This window comes from Vreelandella aquamarina (assembly GCF_044805175.1).
Taxonomy (GTDB): Bacteria; Pseudomonadota; Gammaproteobacteria; order Pseudomonadales; family Halomonadaceae; genus Vreelandella; species Vreelandella aquamarina_B.
The window spans coordinates 2221738-2237535 of the sequence record NZ_CP085232.1 but is presented as its reverse complement, the minus strand read 5'-3'; the positions used below and the strand labels follow the sequence as shown (position 1 = coordinate 2237535).

The 15798-nt window shown below is 53.9% G+C and carries 13 protein-coding genes; 3 read left to right on the top strand and 10 right to left on the bottom strand.

Features of this window, described 5'->3' with window-relative positions:
• The first annotated feature begins 125 nt into the window (after nucleotides 1-125).
• The gene (locus LG300_RS10480; RefSeq protein ID WP_404375219.1) at nucleotides 126-797 is read left to right on the top strand and encodes a SapC family protein; all 672 of its coding nucleotides are present in this window, start codon (nucleotides 126-128) and stop codon (nucleotides 795-797) included.
• Nucleotides 798-989: 192 nt separating this feature from the next.
• Here the strand turns inward: LG300_RS10480 and LG300_RS10475 are convergent, their stop codons facing one another.
• A complete protein-coding gene (locus LG300_RS10475) occupies nucleotides 990-1754 on the bottom strand; it encodes a SapC family protein (protein ID WP_404375217.1) in 765 nt (254 codons plus the stop codon).
• Nucleotides 1755-2359: 605 nt separating this feature from the next.
• Nucleotides 2360-5992 (bottom strand): beta strand repeat-containing protein, encoded by a 3633-nt coding sequence (locus LG300_RS10470; RefSeq protein WP_404375215.1) that lies wholly within the window; start codon nucleotides 5990-5992, stop codon nucleotides 2360-2362.
• Between the two features lie 514 nt (nucleotides 5993-6506).
• Here LG300_RS10470 and LG300_RS10465 point away from each other — a divergent pair.
• Complete coding sequence (locus tag LG300_RS10465) at nucleotides 6507-6647, top strand: hypothetical protein (RefSeq protein WP_404375213.1); 141 nt, start codon at nucleotides 6507-6509, stop codon at nucleotides 6645-6647.
• Nucleotides 6648-6810: 163 nt separating this feature from the next.
• Here LG300_RS10465 and LG300_RS10460 read toward each other — a convergent pair whose 3' ends face one another.
• The 4 genes from LG300_RS10460 to LG300_RS10445 all read right to left on the bottom strand — a co-directional run bounded on the left by LG300_RS10460 (nucleotide 6811) and on the right by LG300_RS10445 (nucleotide 8962).
• Nucleotides 6811-7122: a DUF2787 family protein gene (locus LG300_RS10460; protein WP_404375211.1), complete on the bottom strand. Its 312-nt coding sequence runs from the start codon at nucleotides 7120-7122 to the stop codon at nucleotides 6811-6813.
• 298 nt (nucleotides 7123-7420) lie between these two features.
• Complete coding sequence (locus LG300_RS10455) at nucleotides 7421-8152, bottom strand: hypothetical protein (protein ID WP_404375209.1); 732 nt, start codon at nucleotides 8150-8152, stop codon at nucleotides 7421-7423.
• A 134-nt stretch (nucleotides 8153-8286) separates the two neighbouring features.
• Nucleotides 8287-8598: a YkvA family protein gene (locus tag LG300_RS10450; protein ID WP_404375207.1), complete on the bottom strand. Its 312-nt coding sequence runs from the start codon at nucleotides 8596-8598 to the stop codon at nucleotides 8287-8289.
• Complete coding sequence (locus tag LG300_RS10445; protein ID WP_404375205.1) at nucleotides 8591-8962, bottom strand: hypothetical protein; 372 nt, start codon at nucleotides 8960-8962, stop codon at nucleotides 8591-8593. Before LG300_RS10445 ends, LG300_RS10450 begins: the two co-directional genes overlap by 8 nt.
• A 340-nt stretch (nucleotides 8963-9302) precedes the next feature.
• On the opposite strand from LG300_RS10445, the gene LG300_RS10440 reads away from it, so the two are divergent.
• Nucleotides 9303-10265: an Rpn family recombination-promoting nuclease/putative transposase gene (locus tag LG300_RS10440; RefSeq protein ID WP_404375203.1), complete on the top strand. Its 963-nt coding sequence runs from the start codon at nucleotides 9303-9305 to the stop codon at nucleotides 10263-10265.
• Between the two features lie 462 nt (nucleotides 10266-10727).
• Here LG300_RS10440 and LG300_RS10435 read toward each other — a convergent pair whose 3' ends face one another.
• From LG300_RS10435 to LG300_RS10420, 4 genes are all read right to left on the bottom strand, one after another.
• Nucleotides 10728-11873, bottom strand: coding sequence for a phosphonoacetaldehyde reductase (locus LG300_RS10435; RefSeq protein ID WP_404375201.1), 1146 nt, complete (start codon nucleotides 11871-11873; stop codon nucleotides 10728-10730).
• Nucleotides 11870-12988 carry a phosphonopyruvate decarboxylase gene (aepY, locus tag LG300_RS10430; protein WP_404375199.1) on the bottom strand — a complete coding sequence of 373 codons (1119 nt, stop codon included), beginning with the start codon at nucleotides 12986-12988 and terminating at the stop codon, nucleotides 11870-11872. Before aepY ends, LG300_RS10435 begins: the two co-directional genes overlap by 4 nt.
• 42 nt (nucleotides 12989-13030) lie before the next feature.
• A complete protein-coding gene (gene aepX / locus LG300_RS10425) occupies nucleotides 13031-14329 on the bottom strand; it encodes a phosphoenolpyruvate mutase (RefSeq protein WP_404375197.1) in 1299 nt (432 codons plus the stop codon).
• Nucleotides 14330-14399: 70 nt separating this feature from the next.
• Nucleotides 14400-15785 carry a tetratricopeptide repeat protein gene (locus LG300_RS10420; RefSeq protein ID WP_404375195.1) on the bottom strand — a complete coding sequence of 462 codons (1386 nt, stop codon included), beginning with the start codon at nucleotides 15783-15785 and terminating at the stop codon, nucleotides 14400-14402.
• Nucleotides 15786-15798 lie beyond the last annotated feature (13 nt).

Here is a 15798-nt window from a genome sequence, read left to right as displayed (position 1 = left end):
ACACGCCGCCAAAACCCCGCAAGCCCTTGCAAACCCTCTGAAATAACACGGAAATATGCTACATTAGCGGGAATTTTCGCCAGCCCTGATCCCGGTGATCGCGGGCGTAGACACAAGGATTGCCCATGCTGCTATCGCCCGATTTACACGCTCACCTGCGTATGACGCCTATCGACAATTCGGCCCTGGCCGCTCAGGCAGAGGTCATTGATCTTTTGATTCCGGATATTCAGCCGCTGGCCACTCGGTTCCCAATTGTAATTACCGATGATGGTGGCCTCGGGTTAAAGGCGTTGATTACGCCCTCAGACACCGACAACCTTTTTGCCGAGCATATGCCCTTGGCATGGCGTCACTACCCGCTGTTGCTCACGTCGCTCTTGAGAGCCGACCACCCCTTGAAAACCTCGACACCCGGCGTGCGGGAAATTACCCCTGCCGTGGCTATTGATACGGACGCACCACATTTTCAGCTCGATAAGGGATTTAGGCTATTTGAGAACGATGAGGCGACGCCTTTTCTGCAGGATCGTATTGCCCGGATGCAAGTCGATGCTGAGCATGAGCAACGCACGCTTGCTTTGCTTGAACTGCTGCGTCGAGCCGAGGTACTGGAACCCACCCACGTTCACCACCTAGGCCAGAAAATAGCCTGCTACCTCGTCAACGACAAAGCCCTGAGCACCAATCTGGACAAAGCCGCCACCGACAGTGACTCCATCGGGCAAGCGGTCTCGCTGGCCCTGGCCATCGCTGACTCCCAGAAAGGGTTGAAGGTGGAACGTAGTACGGATTAACCGGCAGGACGCTCAAAGCGGCCCCAGGGCCGCTTTATGCCGTAAAGGCAGGGGAATGGCATCAGGTAGCGGCATAGAACGCCGCACGGGGCGGCATTGAAGCGCTATCAAATAAGCGGCACGAACGGTACGCCACCACAGCCGGTTAACAGCGCCGCCATGGCGAGCAATAACATCATCTTCATTTTTCCCTTAATCATCGAAATCAAAGCTCAAATCCTCATCGTTATCAAAGAAGCTATCTAGGTTTTCCGGTGCGGCGACGTAGCCGGGATTCAGCCTCGCCAAGCGGCCTAGCAGGTGCGTTTGGGGCAAGGAGAGATTCACCGCGTAGGCAATGGGTAGTGCCTGGGCTTTTCTAAGGCTTAGGAACGTCTCGTCGTCGATCTGGCTAAGCGCTTTTTCATCGATCATGTGCAAGCCGTTAATGGACAGGCCCAGTTGGCTGTGTAGGGTTTCCGGCCAGGGGGTAATAACGTTGGCTTTCGCTAATGCTGACAGCGCTTTTTGAGTCGCCTGATGTTTACGATGGCTGGTTTTGAGCGCTTCTACACGGGCGGCAACGGCTTCACTCATCTGGCCCTGTTCATCGAAAAATGGCTCACCGGTACTCTCTTCGGCTAATAGGCCACTGTTACGATTAAACGTGACCAGCCCCTTCTTCCCCACGGTCACGATCTCAAAGGGATAGGTAGATAGCCACTCAGGCCGATAATGACCCAGCCACTTGCCGTTTTTGATGAACAGGTTATGGCCGGTTTCGATACCGCACAACCCGACTAACTGCCATTCACGATTCTCCTTGATGAACGCTAACGGCATGGTGGTAGCGGCTTTGGCGAGTTCGCCTAAGTGCAATGGAATGAGGGCTTGATCGGCAGCGAAGTGAAGGTCCGTTGGCGGGTGCCAGGTTTTGCCCTGGCATTCTTTGGGGCTTAGTACGAGTGGTGTTGGCATAACGGCTCCTTGTTTTCGTTGCGAAATATGTCGCCTAGTGTGCCATAAACACACCCAAGATGGGCTGGCTGTACACTTACGAAAGTGATGGGATCACCGCCACCGTCTCGCGCAAGCACTCTGGGCTTAGGTGAGCATAGCGTGAAGGACATTACAGCGGTTAAAGCCTATAGAAGCTGCCAGTATGGCGATGAATAGCGTGCCCGCATTGGCTTCGTTGCCAATAAACACGATAAGCTACCTTACCTCTACAACACTTGGTTACTAGTGTTACCACAATACGTCACACCAAACACTGGATGGCTATAAGATCGCTTCTGATTTGTTCATAGAGGAGCATCATAGTGGGAGGTTAGGAAGCGCGCTATCGACTGGGATATCTATTTAGTGAGCGGCTAGGCGATTATTTGCATTCCAGATACCGCTGGGCTGCGTAACGTTCTACGAACCGCCAAAATACATGCCTATTATCAGCTTTGTCAGTCGAGATTTTTCCATACTTGAAACTTATTAAAAGCAAGCAAATGCGCTGTGAGCTGCTGATTTATCTATGCTACTAGAGCAGTGAACACCCGCCACCCCTTTGCAGGGTGGCGGGTATAGGGTTACCCCCCGAAAACGATATCGCCTCCGCTCCAATTCACGTCGATATTGGCTCCTATCAAAATGATGTGCATGTCAGCCTGATCATCGAATTGACCATCTGCATCGGCGATGTCCACCAGAATGCGCGTGGCATCCTGTATGCTGTTACCGTCCCAGCTTTGTACCTGAACGTTCTTTTCGTAGCGCACCGAAAGCCCAAGTGTACCCGGGTCTACGTTGCTAGCGTTGGCGGAGCCGCTGCCGAAGAACTGGACGTTACTGTCCTGAACACCGGAAAAGTCGATGATATCGCCCAGTGTGAAGTTTTCGATGTAGTCACGAGTGTTCTGTGTGGTACCTGACTCGTCAATCAGCGTGCTGCGGTCAGTCCCGGCGTAAATGAATTTATCGCGGTTCTCGCCGCCATAGAGGCGGTCACCGCCGCCATCGCCGGTCACCGAATTGGCGTAGGTTGAGTTGACACTAGTGGTATCAGCACCGCTGTCGCCAGCATAGATGGTGTCGCGCCCGCTACCGCCGTACAGGTAATCCGCATCGCTATCGATACCGCCTTTGATAGTATCCGCGCCCGCACCGCCAGTTATTGTATCCCATCCCGTCCCGCCTTCGAGAATGTCGCTGTCGTTACCGCCGTTAATGGTGTCATCACCGCTGCCGCCCTTGATGATATCGTCGCCGTCAAAGCCGTTGGCGATATCGTTACCGTCGCCAAGGCTAATGTCGTCTTCACCCGGCGTTCCATCAATCTTTTGGTAGCCACTGCTTGCCGTCACGGTGATGTGGTCGCGGTGGTTATCGCGAGTATTCATCAGCGCGAAGATATCGCCGTTGTCCTGTCCGATTTGTTGCGCCTGATAAATCGCCTCGGCCGTATCGCTGATCGTGATGGTGGTGGCGTCCTTGATGGAGCCACGATCCGCGACGGTATTGTCCAGGTTTGTCACGTCAAGTTCGTTAACGTGATAGGCAGTGCGGGCAGCCACAGTAGGCGCATTGTCTGCTATGCCGGAAAATACGCCATACACGGCCTTCCAGAAGGTTTCGGCGTTCGCCGCGCTGATCGTGCCGTTGATGGTAATGTTCGAGGCTACGCTATCTGCCGTTACGCTATTGTCAGACGTTGCGCCTTGGATGAAGGCTAGATTGGGCGAGTTGATCGCTGTATCAAAGGCACTCCAGCTATCTGTGACGTAATAGTTGTAGCTTAGCTTGTCGTTTTCCTTATTGTTGGCTTGGCTAAGGAACGTGTTGATTTCACTCACGTTGGCTTGAATCCAGAGAATCGTGGTCAGCCCTGAGTTGGTCAACGCAATGACGGTTTCTGCCTCGGTGGTATTCACGGAGCCACTCTGGCTGACGGTCAGATCCGTGGCGGCGTTGACGCCGCTGGCATTGCTGCCGGTGATCAGGTTGGCGTACGTATCCGACACGTTGTAGTGAAGGTCTCCGGCGCCGCCATCCCGTGCGGCAATGATTGTGGCATCGGCGGCATCGGCCGTGTTGAGAGCGGTTAGGTCTCGACCCTGCGTGATGGCGCTTACCAAGTCTGTGTCACTCTTGATCAGGTTGGAAACATAATCCGCAATGTCGTAGGTGGCCATATTAAAGTCTTCGTAGATCGCTTTAGCCTGACTGACGCTGGCTGCTTCGGTGGCGGTGACGCTGGTTGCATTTAGCAGAATGTCATCGGCGGCCGACGAGGCGAGATTGGCCGGGGTGTCTTTCAGGCTGTAAGTTAAGTCACTTAACTTGAAGCGACTGGTGTTATCTTTGTCTTTTAACGCCAAGAGGTACTGGATATCAGCTACTTTAATGTTATTGATAGTATAATCTTCAAGCGTAACCGTCCCGGCACCAGCTACCAAGTCGGCGTTCTCACTTTCCACGATTTTAGCAAAGCTGTCTTTCAGGTTATAGCTAAGCGTGCCATCATCGTTTTGCGCATCAATTGCCTTGATCTGAGTGATGGTCGCGTCGTCAGTAATGGTGACGTTGGTGCCCTCACCGACATAAACGCTTACCTTGCCACCACTGTCGACCAGGCTAGCGGCGATGTCCTTGAGGTTCTGCGCTGTCACAGTGCCGCTGCCAATGGCAGCTTTGACGGTGTCCAGTCCTGACACACTGATTTCGTCGGTGACTCGCACGTTTTTGCCGTCGATGACGTAGGTGCTGTTGTTTGTAAGCTCATTTTCCGTACCGCTGACCGTGGTGTAGTTCAGTGCACCATCGCCGTTGGCAGCGTCCAGCGCGGTGAGTTGGGCAATGGAGGCTGCATCGGTCACGGTGACGTCTGTGCCTAGGGTAACGGCATCATCTGCGGTGCCGCCCGGTGACAGATGATCGGCAGTGTCCTTCAGCGCGTAGGTGCCGCCGCCGGAGAGGGTGATCGCATCGTGCTGGGCAATGGTCATCGCGGCCACGGCACCCGCCGGCAGGTCAACGGCGGTCACGCTGAGGCCTGCGGAAAGTGGCGTGATATCCACCACCCCGGTCTCTCCGTCAGCGACATTCAGCAATGTGGGCGGCGTGCCGGTCAGGCCGGAAAAGTCCATGCTGCTGGTCACACCGGTCAGGGTCAGCTGGCCACTGGTGATGGCAAGCGTGTTGCCACTCAACAGGCTGCCCGGGGCGCTCAACTCGGCCGTACCGGCGTTGACGGCCACTAGGTTGCCGTAGTCCGCCGCACCAAGCCGGTCGCTTTCGCCCTCGCGGGTGAATACCACCTCGTTGTTCGGTGCACCAATGCTAACGGTGATTTCTCCCGTGGCTGTGCCGCCGAAGGTAAGGACGTTTGCCGTACTCACCTCAATGGTAAACGTCGGTGTCGGTGTCGGCGTACGGTCACCACCTCCACTCTCGCCACCGTTACCGCCATCATCAACCTGATCCTCGTCAGGCTGCTCAGCCGGTGCTTTTAGGCCTTCCTTCTGTCCATATGTAATGAAGTGAGTCAGCGGATTCAGATCGACATCAAAGAAGGCATTTTTGACATCTTCAATGTTCTGATACTGGGTCTCACCGGCAGCCTGAAGTGCAGCCAGCTTTTCCTCTAGATAGGCAGAGGCATCAAATGCTTTGGAGGGATTGATTCCTTCACTGGCACCGTACTGGATATAGTGTTGAAATAGATCACCTTCCCATGCATTCAAAAATGCCTCTCGGGCAGCCGCTAAATCTGCATATTCGCCTGGCCTGTTATCTAGTAATTGCTGCGCCTTGGCATCCGCATACTCTGAAATATCGAAGTAAACATAGGGTGAAATTTCTTCTTCGCGCCCGTAAGCGGCATAGTGCTCCAATGGCGAAAGACCGCTATCAGAAAACGCTTTCTGAACGTCAGCAATGGATTTTCCTTGCCACTCACTTGCCGTTGCTGGGTCAGCTTGTAGTTTTTCTAGCTTATTCTGAAGATAAAAATCGGTGTTAAAATAAGGGGCAGGACTGAGGCTTTCCTGGACGCCATACTGCTTATAGTGTTGCTCGGCAGTAAGGCCATAGTCGGTTTGTAAGATAGCCTCTAGATCGGCTACCGTTTTGTTTTCCCACGCTGCCCGCGTCTCTTGGTTTGCTTGGAGCTGCGCTAACTTTGCGTTGAGATAATACGTTTTATCGAACCCTTGAATCGCCACAATCAATACCTTTTTTATGTTTTGCCAATCAATGACGGTGTTGCCCATCAGTTAAGAACAATGTGCCAAAATTTTCAGCAAATTATAGGAGTAAATGGATTTTATCAAATATTTAATCTTACCGTTTTAGGCCGATGGCGCACGCCACAGGTGACTTCAACATATTGATTTTTAAATCAAAAAAAAATACATTAAAACACTTTTTTAAAAAAACAACCGCAAAAAATTAACAAAATTTTACATTTTTGCGCGAAGGTGCATTAAAACGCACAGGAAGGAGGCTATGCTCAGGTTCAGTTTGCACTGGCGGCTATAGGGGACACACCTGCCTCGAAGCTTATTCAGACAGACCAATGAGCATCCCAGCAGCATAAAGATATAATGAATATCAGCACGGCGTTCATAGCGAATTGTCTCATTCACCCCAAACCAGGCAACAGTTCACTCGACCACCCAGCTGTGGTGTCCGAGTCGTTGACCATCTTCCACGCCCCGATGAACGTTACGAGGTTAGATGCTACTTACCCTGTTTGATGAACAGTTTATAGCCAGTATCGATGCCAAAAGCCCAGCCAAGTGCCATTCACGCTTCTCTTTGAGAGGCGCTAACGGCATTGGCCGTGACGGCCTTGAAGAGTTCGCCTACATGCAGTAGCAGTGCCTTATCGGCGGTGAAGTGAACGTCAACGAGTGAATTCCAAGGCAAGAAAACAACCGCCCATGCGATACCGCTAGGCATCGCGTGAACGGTGAAGGATAAAGCGGGAAGAATGGCGATCAATATTGATGCAATGAAGGCGGAAGTGAGGCGATCATGGTTAGTTTTCCCAGATCACCTCGACGCCATAAACGCCATTACGGTAGTAGCTGATGAAGTTAGTGACGTAATGATCAAAGAACTCCCCCACCCGGCAGAGCGCAATCGGCGGCAGGTAGCGCAGGACACATAGCTGGGCACCAAATTCAAAATCGATTTCCCGCATTAACGTCCTTTTCTCTCCTGATGCCACGTAGCTAAAATCGGTGAGATAACCTATGCGGTAGGTCGTCCCCTCCACACGCCCCAAGCGAATGTCCACGGGGTGGTAGCCGCCTAGCAGGGGATCGTAGCCGGGATCACGAAAGACCACGGTGATGGCAAAGATGGGATCTTCCGGGGGTGATGGAGGTGTCTGTTGGTAGGCCCGCTGGATCTCATTTTTCTAGGAGCGACGTTAGCGACTCAGGGATAGGTAAGGGAGTATCACGGGTATCAATCTGTATCGACAATGGCATCGAATGTCTCCAATGGAAATAGGCAAACGGATGGAATCGCGATCCACACAAAAACGGCATAGCCCTGGTGAAAGAGCTATGCCGAATCCTGCATGTCGCTAAACGAACGTTTTGGGTGATGAAAAAACCGCCGATTAACGCGGTGGCTAACGATTAGCCTTCATCGGTGCTGACGGATGGATTTTTGGGGGGATCTGCGGGGGTTTTGGCGGTGTCCAGCGTGTCGGTGCTGCTGGTGTCATCTGAGGAACTCGTAGCTTTTTTCGCATTGGCGTCACGGCGACGTTGCTGTTCGGCTAAGCGGGCTTGCTTGCGCGCTTCCTTACGGGCATTTTCCTGAGCGACCTCATCGGTGAGATCAATCCCTTCCTCGATGGCAGTAGTCACCTGTTGCCAAAAAGCATCCAGCTTCTCCGCTGGGTGAAGTACCAAGGGTTGCTGCTTATCGGCGATCAATAGCCCTTCGGCTTTCAGTGCTGCTCCGAGAAACCCATGGTTATTGGCCCCTTTGCGTTCATAGAGCGGCTTAAACAGAATCGCTTTAAACGGCACGGTTTGTTGATCGATAAGGGTCAGAATAGCGGTGAGTTGGATCCACTCCTGACTGAAGTAACCACTGGATTGATTGGCGGTAATACGCAGCCAAGTGTGATCGGACAGCGTGCTTTCTTCTCCGGTGGCGTTGGCATCAATGCCTATTTCGTAGCTTAATGTGCCAGAAGCGCGGGGGCTGAGTTTGGAGCACGTGGCCTTTTTGAGTATGCGGATACGGTCGTCCTGGATGGTTGTTTCCTGCTCATCGTTGGAAATGGATGGCGGCGTGGTTGCATCCTTCATACTTTCGGCAGCGGCTTTGACGGTGGTTTTACGTGAACGGGCGTTCATTGGCTTTCTCCTGATAAAACGTCCTAATAGAAACGCTAGGCACGCGAACACCCCCAGAACGGTGAAATTCCAGGGGGGAAACGTGGGGTGTGGGTTAATACAAAGAATTGACCGATAGGGGCGGTAAAACGGCCTTAACCGGCGGCTTTTAGTCGCATCTCAGCGGTGATGTAAGGTTCTAGCTGGGCCAGGACGGCAGTGATCACGGCTAAATCATCCACATAGCCTCCGATCGGGAGGGCATCGGCTATCGCATCCAGTGGGCAGATCAGATACCCCAAGGCGGCAACGGCACTGGCTTTTAAGGCGATGGGCACACTGGGATCCCGCATCACGTACCACAGCACTTTGGCGCGATAACGGATATCACGGTAACTGGTGGGGAGTTGATGCAGCTTGCGCCAAAAGCGCTTTTGCGAGAACTGCTTGGCATAGCGGCTAGTCATGGGCTTGTTTCCCTAACGCGGCTAAGGCACAACAGCGGGAGGCTTTGGGAAAGAGCAAGTAAGTACCGCCGCCATCGTCTTGGGTGACGGCCAGCAGTAAGGCGTGCTCTTCAGGGGCATTGAGCAACATCTCGCTGAAATGGATCAGCTGCACGCATGTGAGCTGATGAATACCGGGTAAATCGGTGAGTGTCTGGGTGGCGGTCAGGCAATGCAGCTGCGTTCCCGTGCTTTGCCAGAATTGCTGGGCAGCATGGCGATCGCCTTCAAACGGGGCGTGGATAAGCTGCTCTTCCAGGAAGGTTTTGAGCGGAGGCGATATCGCCAACGATGGGATGTGTAGCGGAGAGTCAATCGTGGTCATAAAAGGTTCCTTTACCGAATGGGCAAAGGAATAATATGTATTTATGACAATGAGTTATAACGGTTACTAGACGTTGTGATAGGAGCGTCGTTTAAACCATTGCTCGCTCACGGGTACGTTACCCGGAACATAGGAACACAGCAAAATAGCCCCTCTTTGGTCATAAAATCGCGCTTACTATCGAGATGAAAGGAAAAGGCTGAGTGATATGGCATCGTGTGGTTTTAGGGGCTGTTCTAGTGGGTAACCACTGCGTCGTTCAGAAACGCTACCGTGACCGCTTCTCCCTTCGCCGGTATGCTGGTCGCCACGATGAGCCCCGTGTTGAGGACCCCCCTGGATGAGCGAGACGGAATCACAACGGTCAACGGATCACGATAGCCCTTGGAAAAATGCGCTGGAAACGCATTTTGCAGAGTTTTCGGCATTATTGTTTCCGGCCATTCATCAACAGGTCGATTGGTCCAAAGGCTATACCCCGCTGGATAAAGAGCTTCAGCAAATTACGGTCGAAGCGGAAAGCGGACGTCGTTATGCCGATAAGCTGGTGAAGGTGTATGCCAACGATGGCACTGAAACCTGGGTGTTGATTCATGTGGAGGTGCAAGGCGAACCGGAAGACGCGTTTGCCGAACGGATGTATACTTATCAATACCGTTTGCGGGATCGTTACGGCATTGACGTGGTCAGTATTGCGGTACTAGCGGATACGCGAGAAAGCTTTCGACCCACGACGTTTTATTACGAGCGCTGGGGCTGTGAGGTGGCGTTTACCTTCCCCATGGCCAAGCTGATCGATTGGGAAGCGCAGTGGGAGGCCCTGGAAGCCAGCGATAATGTGTTTGCGCTGGTGGTCATGGCGCAATTACGGGCGAAGCGGTTAACCGATGGCAATGCCCGCACCCAAGCCAAAATCAAGCTGGTGCGGTTGATGTTTGAGCGTAACTACAGCCGGGAACAGATCCAGCAGTTATTTATTGTCATCGATTGGATGCTCCAGCTGCCTTACGTTCTGGAACCCACGTTCCGACAAGCGGTCTATGAGATTCAGGAGGCGAAGAAAATGCCCTATATCAACACCTTTGAACGTCACGGTATCGAGAAAGGTTTGCTGCAAGGCCGGGAAGAAGGCGCGCTTATAGGTGAGCGGCGCTTTTTAACCAAGTTACTCCATAAGCGCTTTGGTGAGCTACCCGATTGGGCACAGCAGCGCATTGCGGAAGCCGATGAAACCCAGCTAGAGCGTTGGGCTGATGACGTTTTGGAGGCACATAGCTTGGATACCCTGCTAGGCAGCCACTAACTCAATTTTAAGTGTGCAGCGCCCCATCACTAAGCGTTTCCTATCATAAGATCATAGACCCCGATGCATTAACGATCGGGGTTTTGTGTGATGAGCCTAACGGCATCGTCACGATCCCGACAAAACAGCCTCTATCAAGCTGATTTATCGCTGCTTAACCGTGATGGAAGACAAACCCTTACGGCTGCCGATTAGCCCCTGTTTTCAGCGCTCTCCGCACCGTAAAGAGAGCTCTACTGGATCACCGAGCCGCTTTGATTGATTTCAGGCTTTCTCTTGATCAAATAAATGTCACGAACGGCACGCCGTTCCTGCGAATACTACGCTTCATTAATGAGGATCTTCATGCTCAATACGCTCGTACTGTGCCCCAGGTCTTGCCTTGGCATGCTTCAGGACTGAGTACGAGCTGAGTGGGCATTTTTCCTCTAAGACAGTGAACAAGGTTCTGAAAGTATCTACCTATACTCCTGACTCTCCCCAGGCACTGCGAAGAATGCCGCTTAATGCGGTGATGGGCGCCAGGTTGTTGTCAGCGCGTCCGGGGGTGTGCATCTCGCTCTGCAACGATAGTAACGCTTCCAGGCTGGGGAGCTGACGCTTCACCATTTCCCGGACGTTCAAACGCTCATTGAGGGCTTCAAAATACGTCAACAATGCAGCGGTGGTCGTGTGTCCAAGCGCATGGGCCAGTTGGGTAAAGCGTCCGTCATCCGCCGTCAGGTTGTGGGCCAACACGGCAGGCATAGTAAACGCACAGGCGAGGCCGTGAGGCACGCCATAATGGGCCGTGAGGGGGTAGCTCATGGCATGGCAAAGCGCCGTACGCGTCTGGCTAATGGCAAGCCCAGCCAACGTGCTCGCTTCGGCCATCCGGTCGCGATCATCTGACGTGCTTTCACCACTGGCCAACCGAGGTAACGTTTCCATACCAAGCTGCAAGGCTTGCGTGGCAAGGTTGAGCGTCAACGGGTTGGCATGGCGATTCCAGATCGATTCTGCGGCTTGATTGATGGCATCTAGCCCTGTGGAAATGGTCACATGAGAGGGCAAGCTATCCATCAAGGCCCCATCGACAAAGGCGGCGGTGGGAAACACACGCCTTCCCGCCAGCGAGTGTTTTTTCTTTGCCTGATGATCCCATACCGTGGCGAAAGGCGTCACTTCGCTTCCGGTACCTGCCGTGGTTGGCAGCGCATATAGAGGTAGTGACACTCTCCGCGTTGCAAGCTGTGGAGATGCTAACTGATCCGCCAAAGGCATATCACAGCTAAGCCCCGACCGCATGGCCTTGGCGGCGTCCATGGCGCTCCCCCCACCAAACGCGATCACCGCGTCCAGTGAGTGCCCCTGCCATTCCTCAATACTGTCTTGAAGCTCATGGAGATCAGGGTTTTCGGTCACACGGTCATGCCACTCGAGACGGTGTGATTGGGCGATTTGCTGCAACAGCGAATCGCTTTCCCACTGCTGACGTCCACGCTGGCTGGTCACCAGCAAGAGCGTTTTTGGCTGTGTGCCGAGCTTTTGCGCCAATCCGGCACGGCAGTCGCGTCCGATGGTGAGATCGACCGGGTTATAAAACTGCCACGGTGCGTTCATGCTCATTGGGCCAGCCACTCCATGAAGGCGTCACGATTCTCCTGCGGGGTTTTGGTCGGACGCCCCAGGTCGCTTCGTGAACCGGGAGCAATGCGTACTTCCAATAGCCGGGGGCCGGGGTGATGCTGCACGCTATTCCAGGCGTCGTGGATCTCATCTAATGAAGAGGCTTGTGCATAGGCGCGGTAGCCACTGGCGTGGGCCATCGCAGCAAAATCGAGTTGTCCGGCGACCGTAGGCTGCCCACCGACCGATTCATGGGCGGCATTATTGAGCAGCACATGGGTCAAGTTAGCGGGAGCTTGGCTGCCAATGATCGGCAATGCGCCCAAGTGCATCAGCAGTGATCCATCCCCATCCAAACAGACCACCGGTTTGTCGGGACGCCCTAATGCCACCCCTAACGCAATAGACGCCGTATGTCCCATGCTGCCGACTGTCAAAAAGTCACGCTGCGGTTGCCCCGCTGCCACCCGCAATTCAAATAGTTCTCGCGAGGTTTTGCCTGTGGTGGCCACAATGGCAGCATCGTCCATCAGCGGCAGCAGCGCAGTTAAGGCTTGCTCACGCGTCATGTCGGATAACGCGTTAGCTTTCGCGGTATAGGGGTGCGGGGCAAAGGTGTCTTTTTTAACCAGCAGCGCCACAGGAGCGTGGGTGGTGTCCAGTTGCGCTTGAGCCATAGCCATCACCGCCTCCGGGTCGCTATCGGCGTCCAGTACCTGGTACGGAATCCCTAATAGATCAAGCTGTCCAGGCGTTATCTGCCCTTGCTTGACATGCTGCGGCTCGTCTTTGACACCGGGCTCGCCTCGCCAACCGATCAACAGCAGCATGGGCAGTCGATACACGTCCGCATCTGCCAGGGAAGCCAGGGGGTTGAGGGTATTACCCAGTCCCGAGTTTTGCAGGTACACCATGGCGGGCTGCTGGGTCGCCATATAGCGCCCGGCGGCGATGGCCACCGCATTGCCTTCATTGGCGGCAATAAGGTGTTGCTCTGCAGGGAGCGTTTCATCAAGAAATGCACAGAAGTGCTTGAGCAGCGAATCCGGCACTCCGGTAAAGAAATCGATATGACGCCGCGTGAGGGCGTCGAAAAAAGCGTGGGGGGCGATCATCGCGCACCTCTTTAATGGCGAATCGTGAAATAACGGACGCGCTTAGCGCGTACCAGGAATCAGCTCTAAAATGTCTTTGATCGACAGCATCCGTTCATCGCACTCGGCAGAGCGCCGATGCTGCAAGATCGACTTCGCCGTTTCCAGCATGGCGGGATAGGCGCTGCGGAGAAGCTGGTTGGCATAGATCACGATATTGACACCGTACGCCTGGAGCTCTTCCTCCGTCACGGTGTTATAGCTGGACGGCACCGCTACCAGCGGCTTGCGATTGGAAAAGGTGTTGTATTGTTCACAGAAAGCAAAAATCTCGTCTGGTGTCTTTTCACGGCTGTGAATCATGATGCCATCGGCACCTGCATCGAGGTAGGCCTTGGCCCGAGTTAGTGCATCTTCGACTCCTTTTCCCAAGATCAGGCTCTCAATGCGGGCAATAATCATGAAGTCATCTGTCGCCTGCGCTTTCTTGCCTTGCTGAATCTTGTGGCAAAAGCCTTCGATAGAATCCTGGGTCTGCGGAACATCAGTGCCAAACAGCGAGTTCTTCTTCAGCCCCGTCTTGTCTTCGATGATGGCGGCGGAGACGCCTAAGCGCTCCAGGGTCTTAACGGTAAACTGGAAGTGCTCGGTCTGCCCCCCCGTATCCGCATCGTAAATGATGGGCTTCGTCGTGACTTCCAACACCTCATTGAGTGTCGTCATGCGCGCGGAGACATCGACCGCCTCGATATCCGGCTTGCCTTTCGCCGTTGAGTCGGTCAGTGAGCTACCCCACATGCCATCAAATTCACGCTTGCCTTGGGGCGTGTCGACATAGGCGTGTTCAATAATAAGACCGCTGAGAGCGTTATGAATATCGAGGAACCGGAGCAGTGGCTTGACCTTGAGCATGCGGCGCAGGGACTTCAAGCGCAGCTCGGGGGTGGTGCCGATTTCCTTGAGAGCTTGATTGAGCTTGGTGGAGGAAATCCCTTGCGTATAAGGCACTTCGACCAGTTCTCCGCCCCACTCGGCGAGCGCATCGATGACACGCTGGCGTGTCTGGCGCTGAACGCCCTCTTGCCAGTCATCGCCATGTACCACGTAATCGGGCTTCAGCTCTCGTAGGTTAGGCACATAATCCAATGTGGTCTGCGGAACGACCTGCGCGACCCCTTTGATGTTTTCAATTACCTGCTTGCGCTGCTCGAACTCCATAAACGGCACTCGCTTGTAACTGGCAATCGCTTCGTCCGTAAGCAGCCCGACCGTCACTTCACCGAGCTCTTGGGCTTTTTGCAGAACATTCAAATGCCCTGGATGCACCAGGTCCGCACTCATACCGACGTAAACATGCTTCATTACTAAACCCTTTAACTTTCTTTAACCCGAAAATTGCACCGAGAACAAATCACCACGCAAATAAGCTGACTCAATGAACCGTGGCACTTTCTTTCTCTTCCAGCGCTGCCTCTTCCAACCGCCGCTTTTCTTCCATTTCAAGGTGCGCCTCTACCTTGCTTTGCAATTGCTCCAGCAGTGCATCGCCGGGCTGGTGACGCAGCATGTGGCACACCAAGGCACGCATTTTCTTGAAGCTGCCTTTAGTCCAGTACTTGTACAGACGGATATAGGCGTAACATTGCGTCAGATAGGAGAAGCTGACCAAGCCCGGTTCACCACCGAAGGTGGCAAAGTAGGGATCGGGCTCCTTCCAACCCTTACCGTAGAGGGACTCGAGCAGCGGCACAGGGTCTTTCAACTCCCATACGGCGCCATGTGGGCGCTGGTTCACCTGAAGATCCATGCCAGGGAATTTGAGCAGGTAGTTCCAGTCGAACGGGATCTTGGGCATGATGAAGCCCGTGACAGCGACCTTCTCCTGGGGGTCATAGCTCAGCGCAAAGAGATCAATGGAAAGCCGTTTCTGCGGATTCGTGAATGCACGCGGGCTGACCATCCCGAAACTGTTTTTAACCTCTTTCCAGCCATGTGCCGCCAGACACTTGCCGGCTTTCGGCATTTGATTAAACGGAATGCAGATGTCCACGTCTTTATCGAAGGGGAGCAACTGACCATCGCGCACCAGCCCCAGTAGGGTGCCGAAGGCTGGGAAGGCCTGCACTCCCGCTTTTTTCAGTTGGGCCAGCAGCTCCCAGAGCGTGTCTTCGTGGCGCTCGACATCGAACGTTTCTTCAGCATCCGCCGCCGACTTATCCCCCGGAGGTGCCAGCTTGATCAGCTCTTCCAGGGATTGGCGATAGTAGTCTACAGCCTCTGGCAACAGGTAGCTGCGGCGCTTTACCTCGGCTGTCAGCTGCAAAAAGTGTGGGTTATCGGGGGTTTTGCTGCGGTGGCGCTCGATGTGAGCCTCCGCCTCGTCAATTCGACCCAATTCCAGCAATGACTGTACATACTCCACTTGCATGTGCTGGTGGTCAGGCTGATGCTCCAACCCGATCTTGAAAAACGCCAGGGCCAGTTCGGGTCGATTGACCTTGCGTGCGATACGCCCCAGGTTGTAGTTTGCCACGACATTGTCGCGGTCCCGGTTCCAGACCTCCTGGAACAGCTCTCTGGCTTCGGCATAGCGCTTGCGCTCAAGCTGTAAGGCACCCTTGACCTGCAGCAACGGCGAGGGGTAAGGCGGACGCAACCGCTGTTCAATATCGTTCAGCAGGCGTTCGGCCTGCTTGAAATGTCCGCGTTGGTGAATCAGCTTATCGGCTCGCTGGAGCTTTTTGAGCTGCCGCGAGGAGAGCTGATCCTTGTTGCTCACTTTGGAGGCAGAGTTGGATGATGCCTGCTGTTTTGGCACGGCGATACTCCAT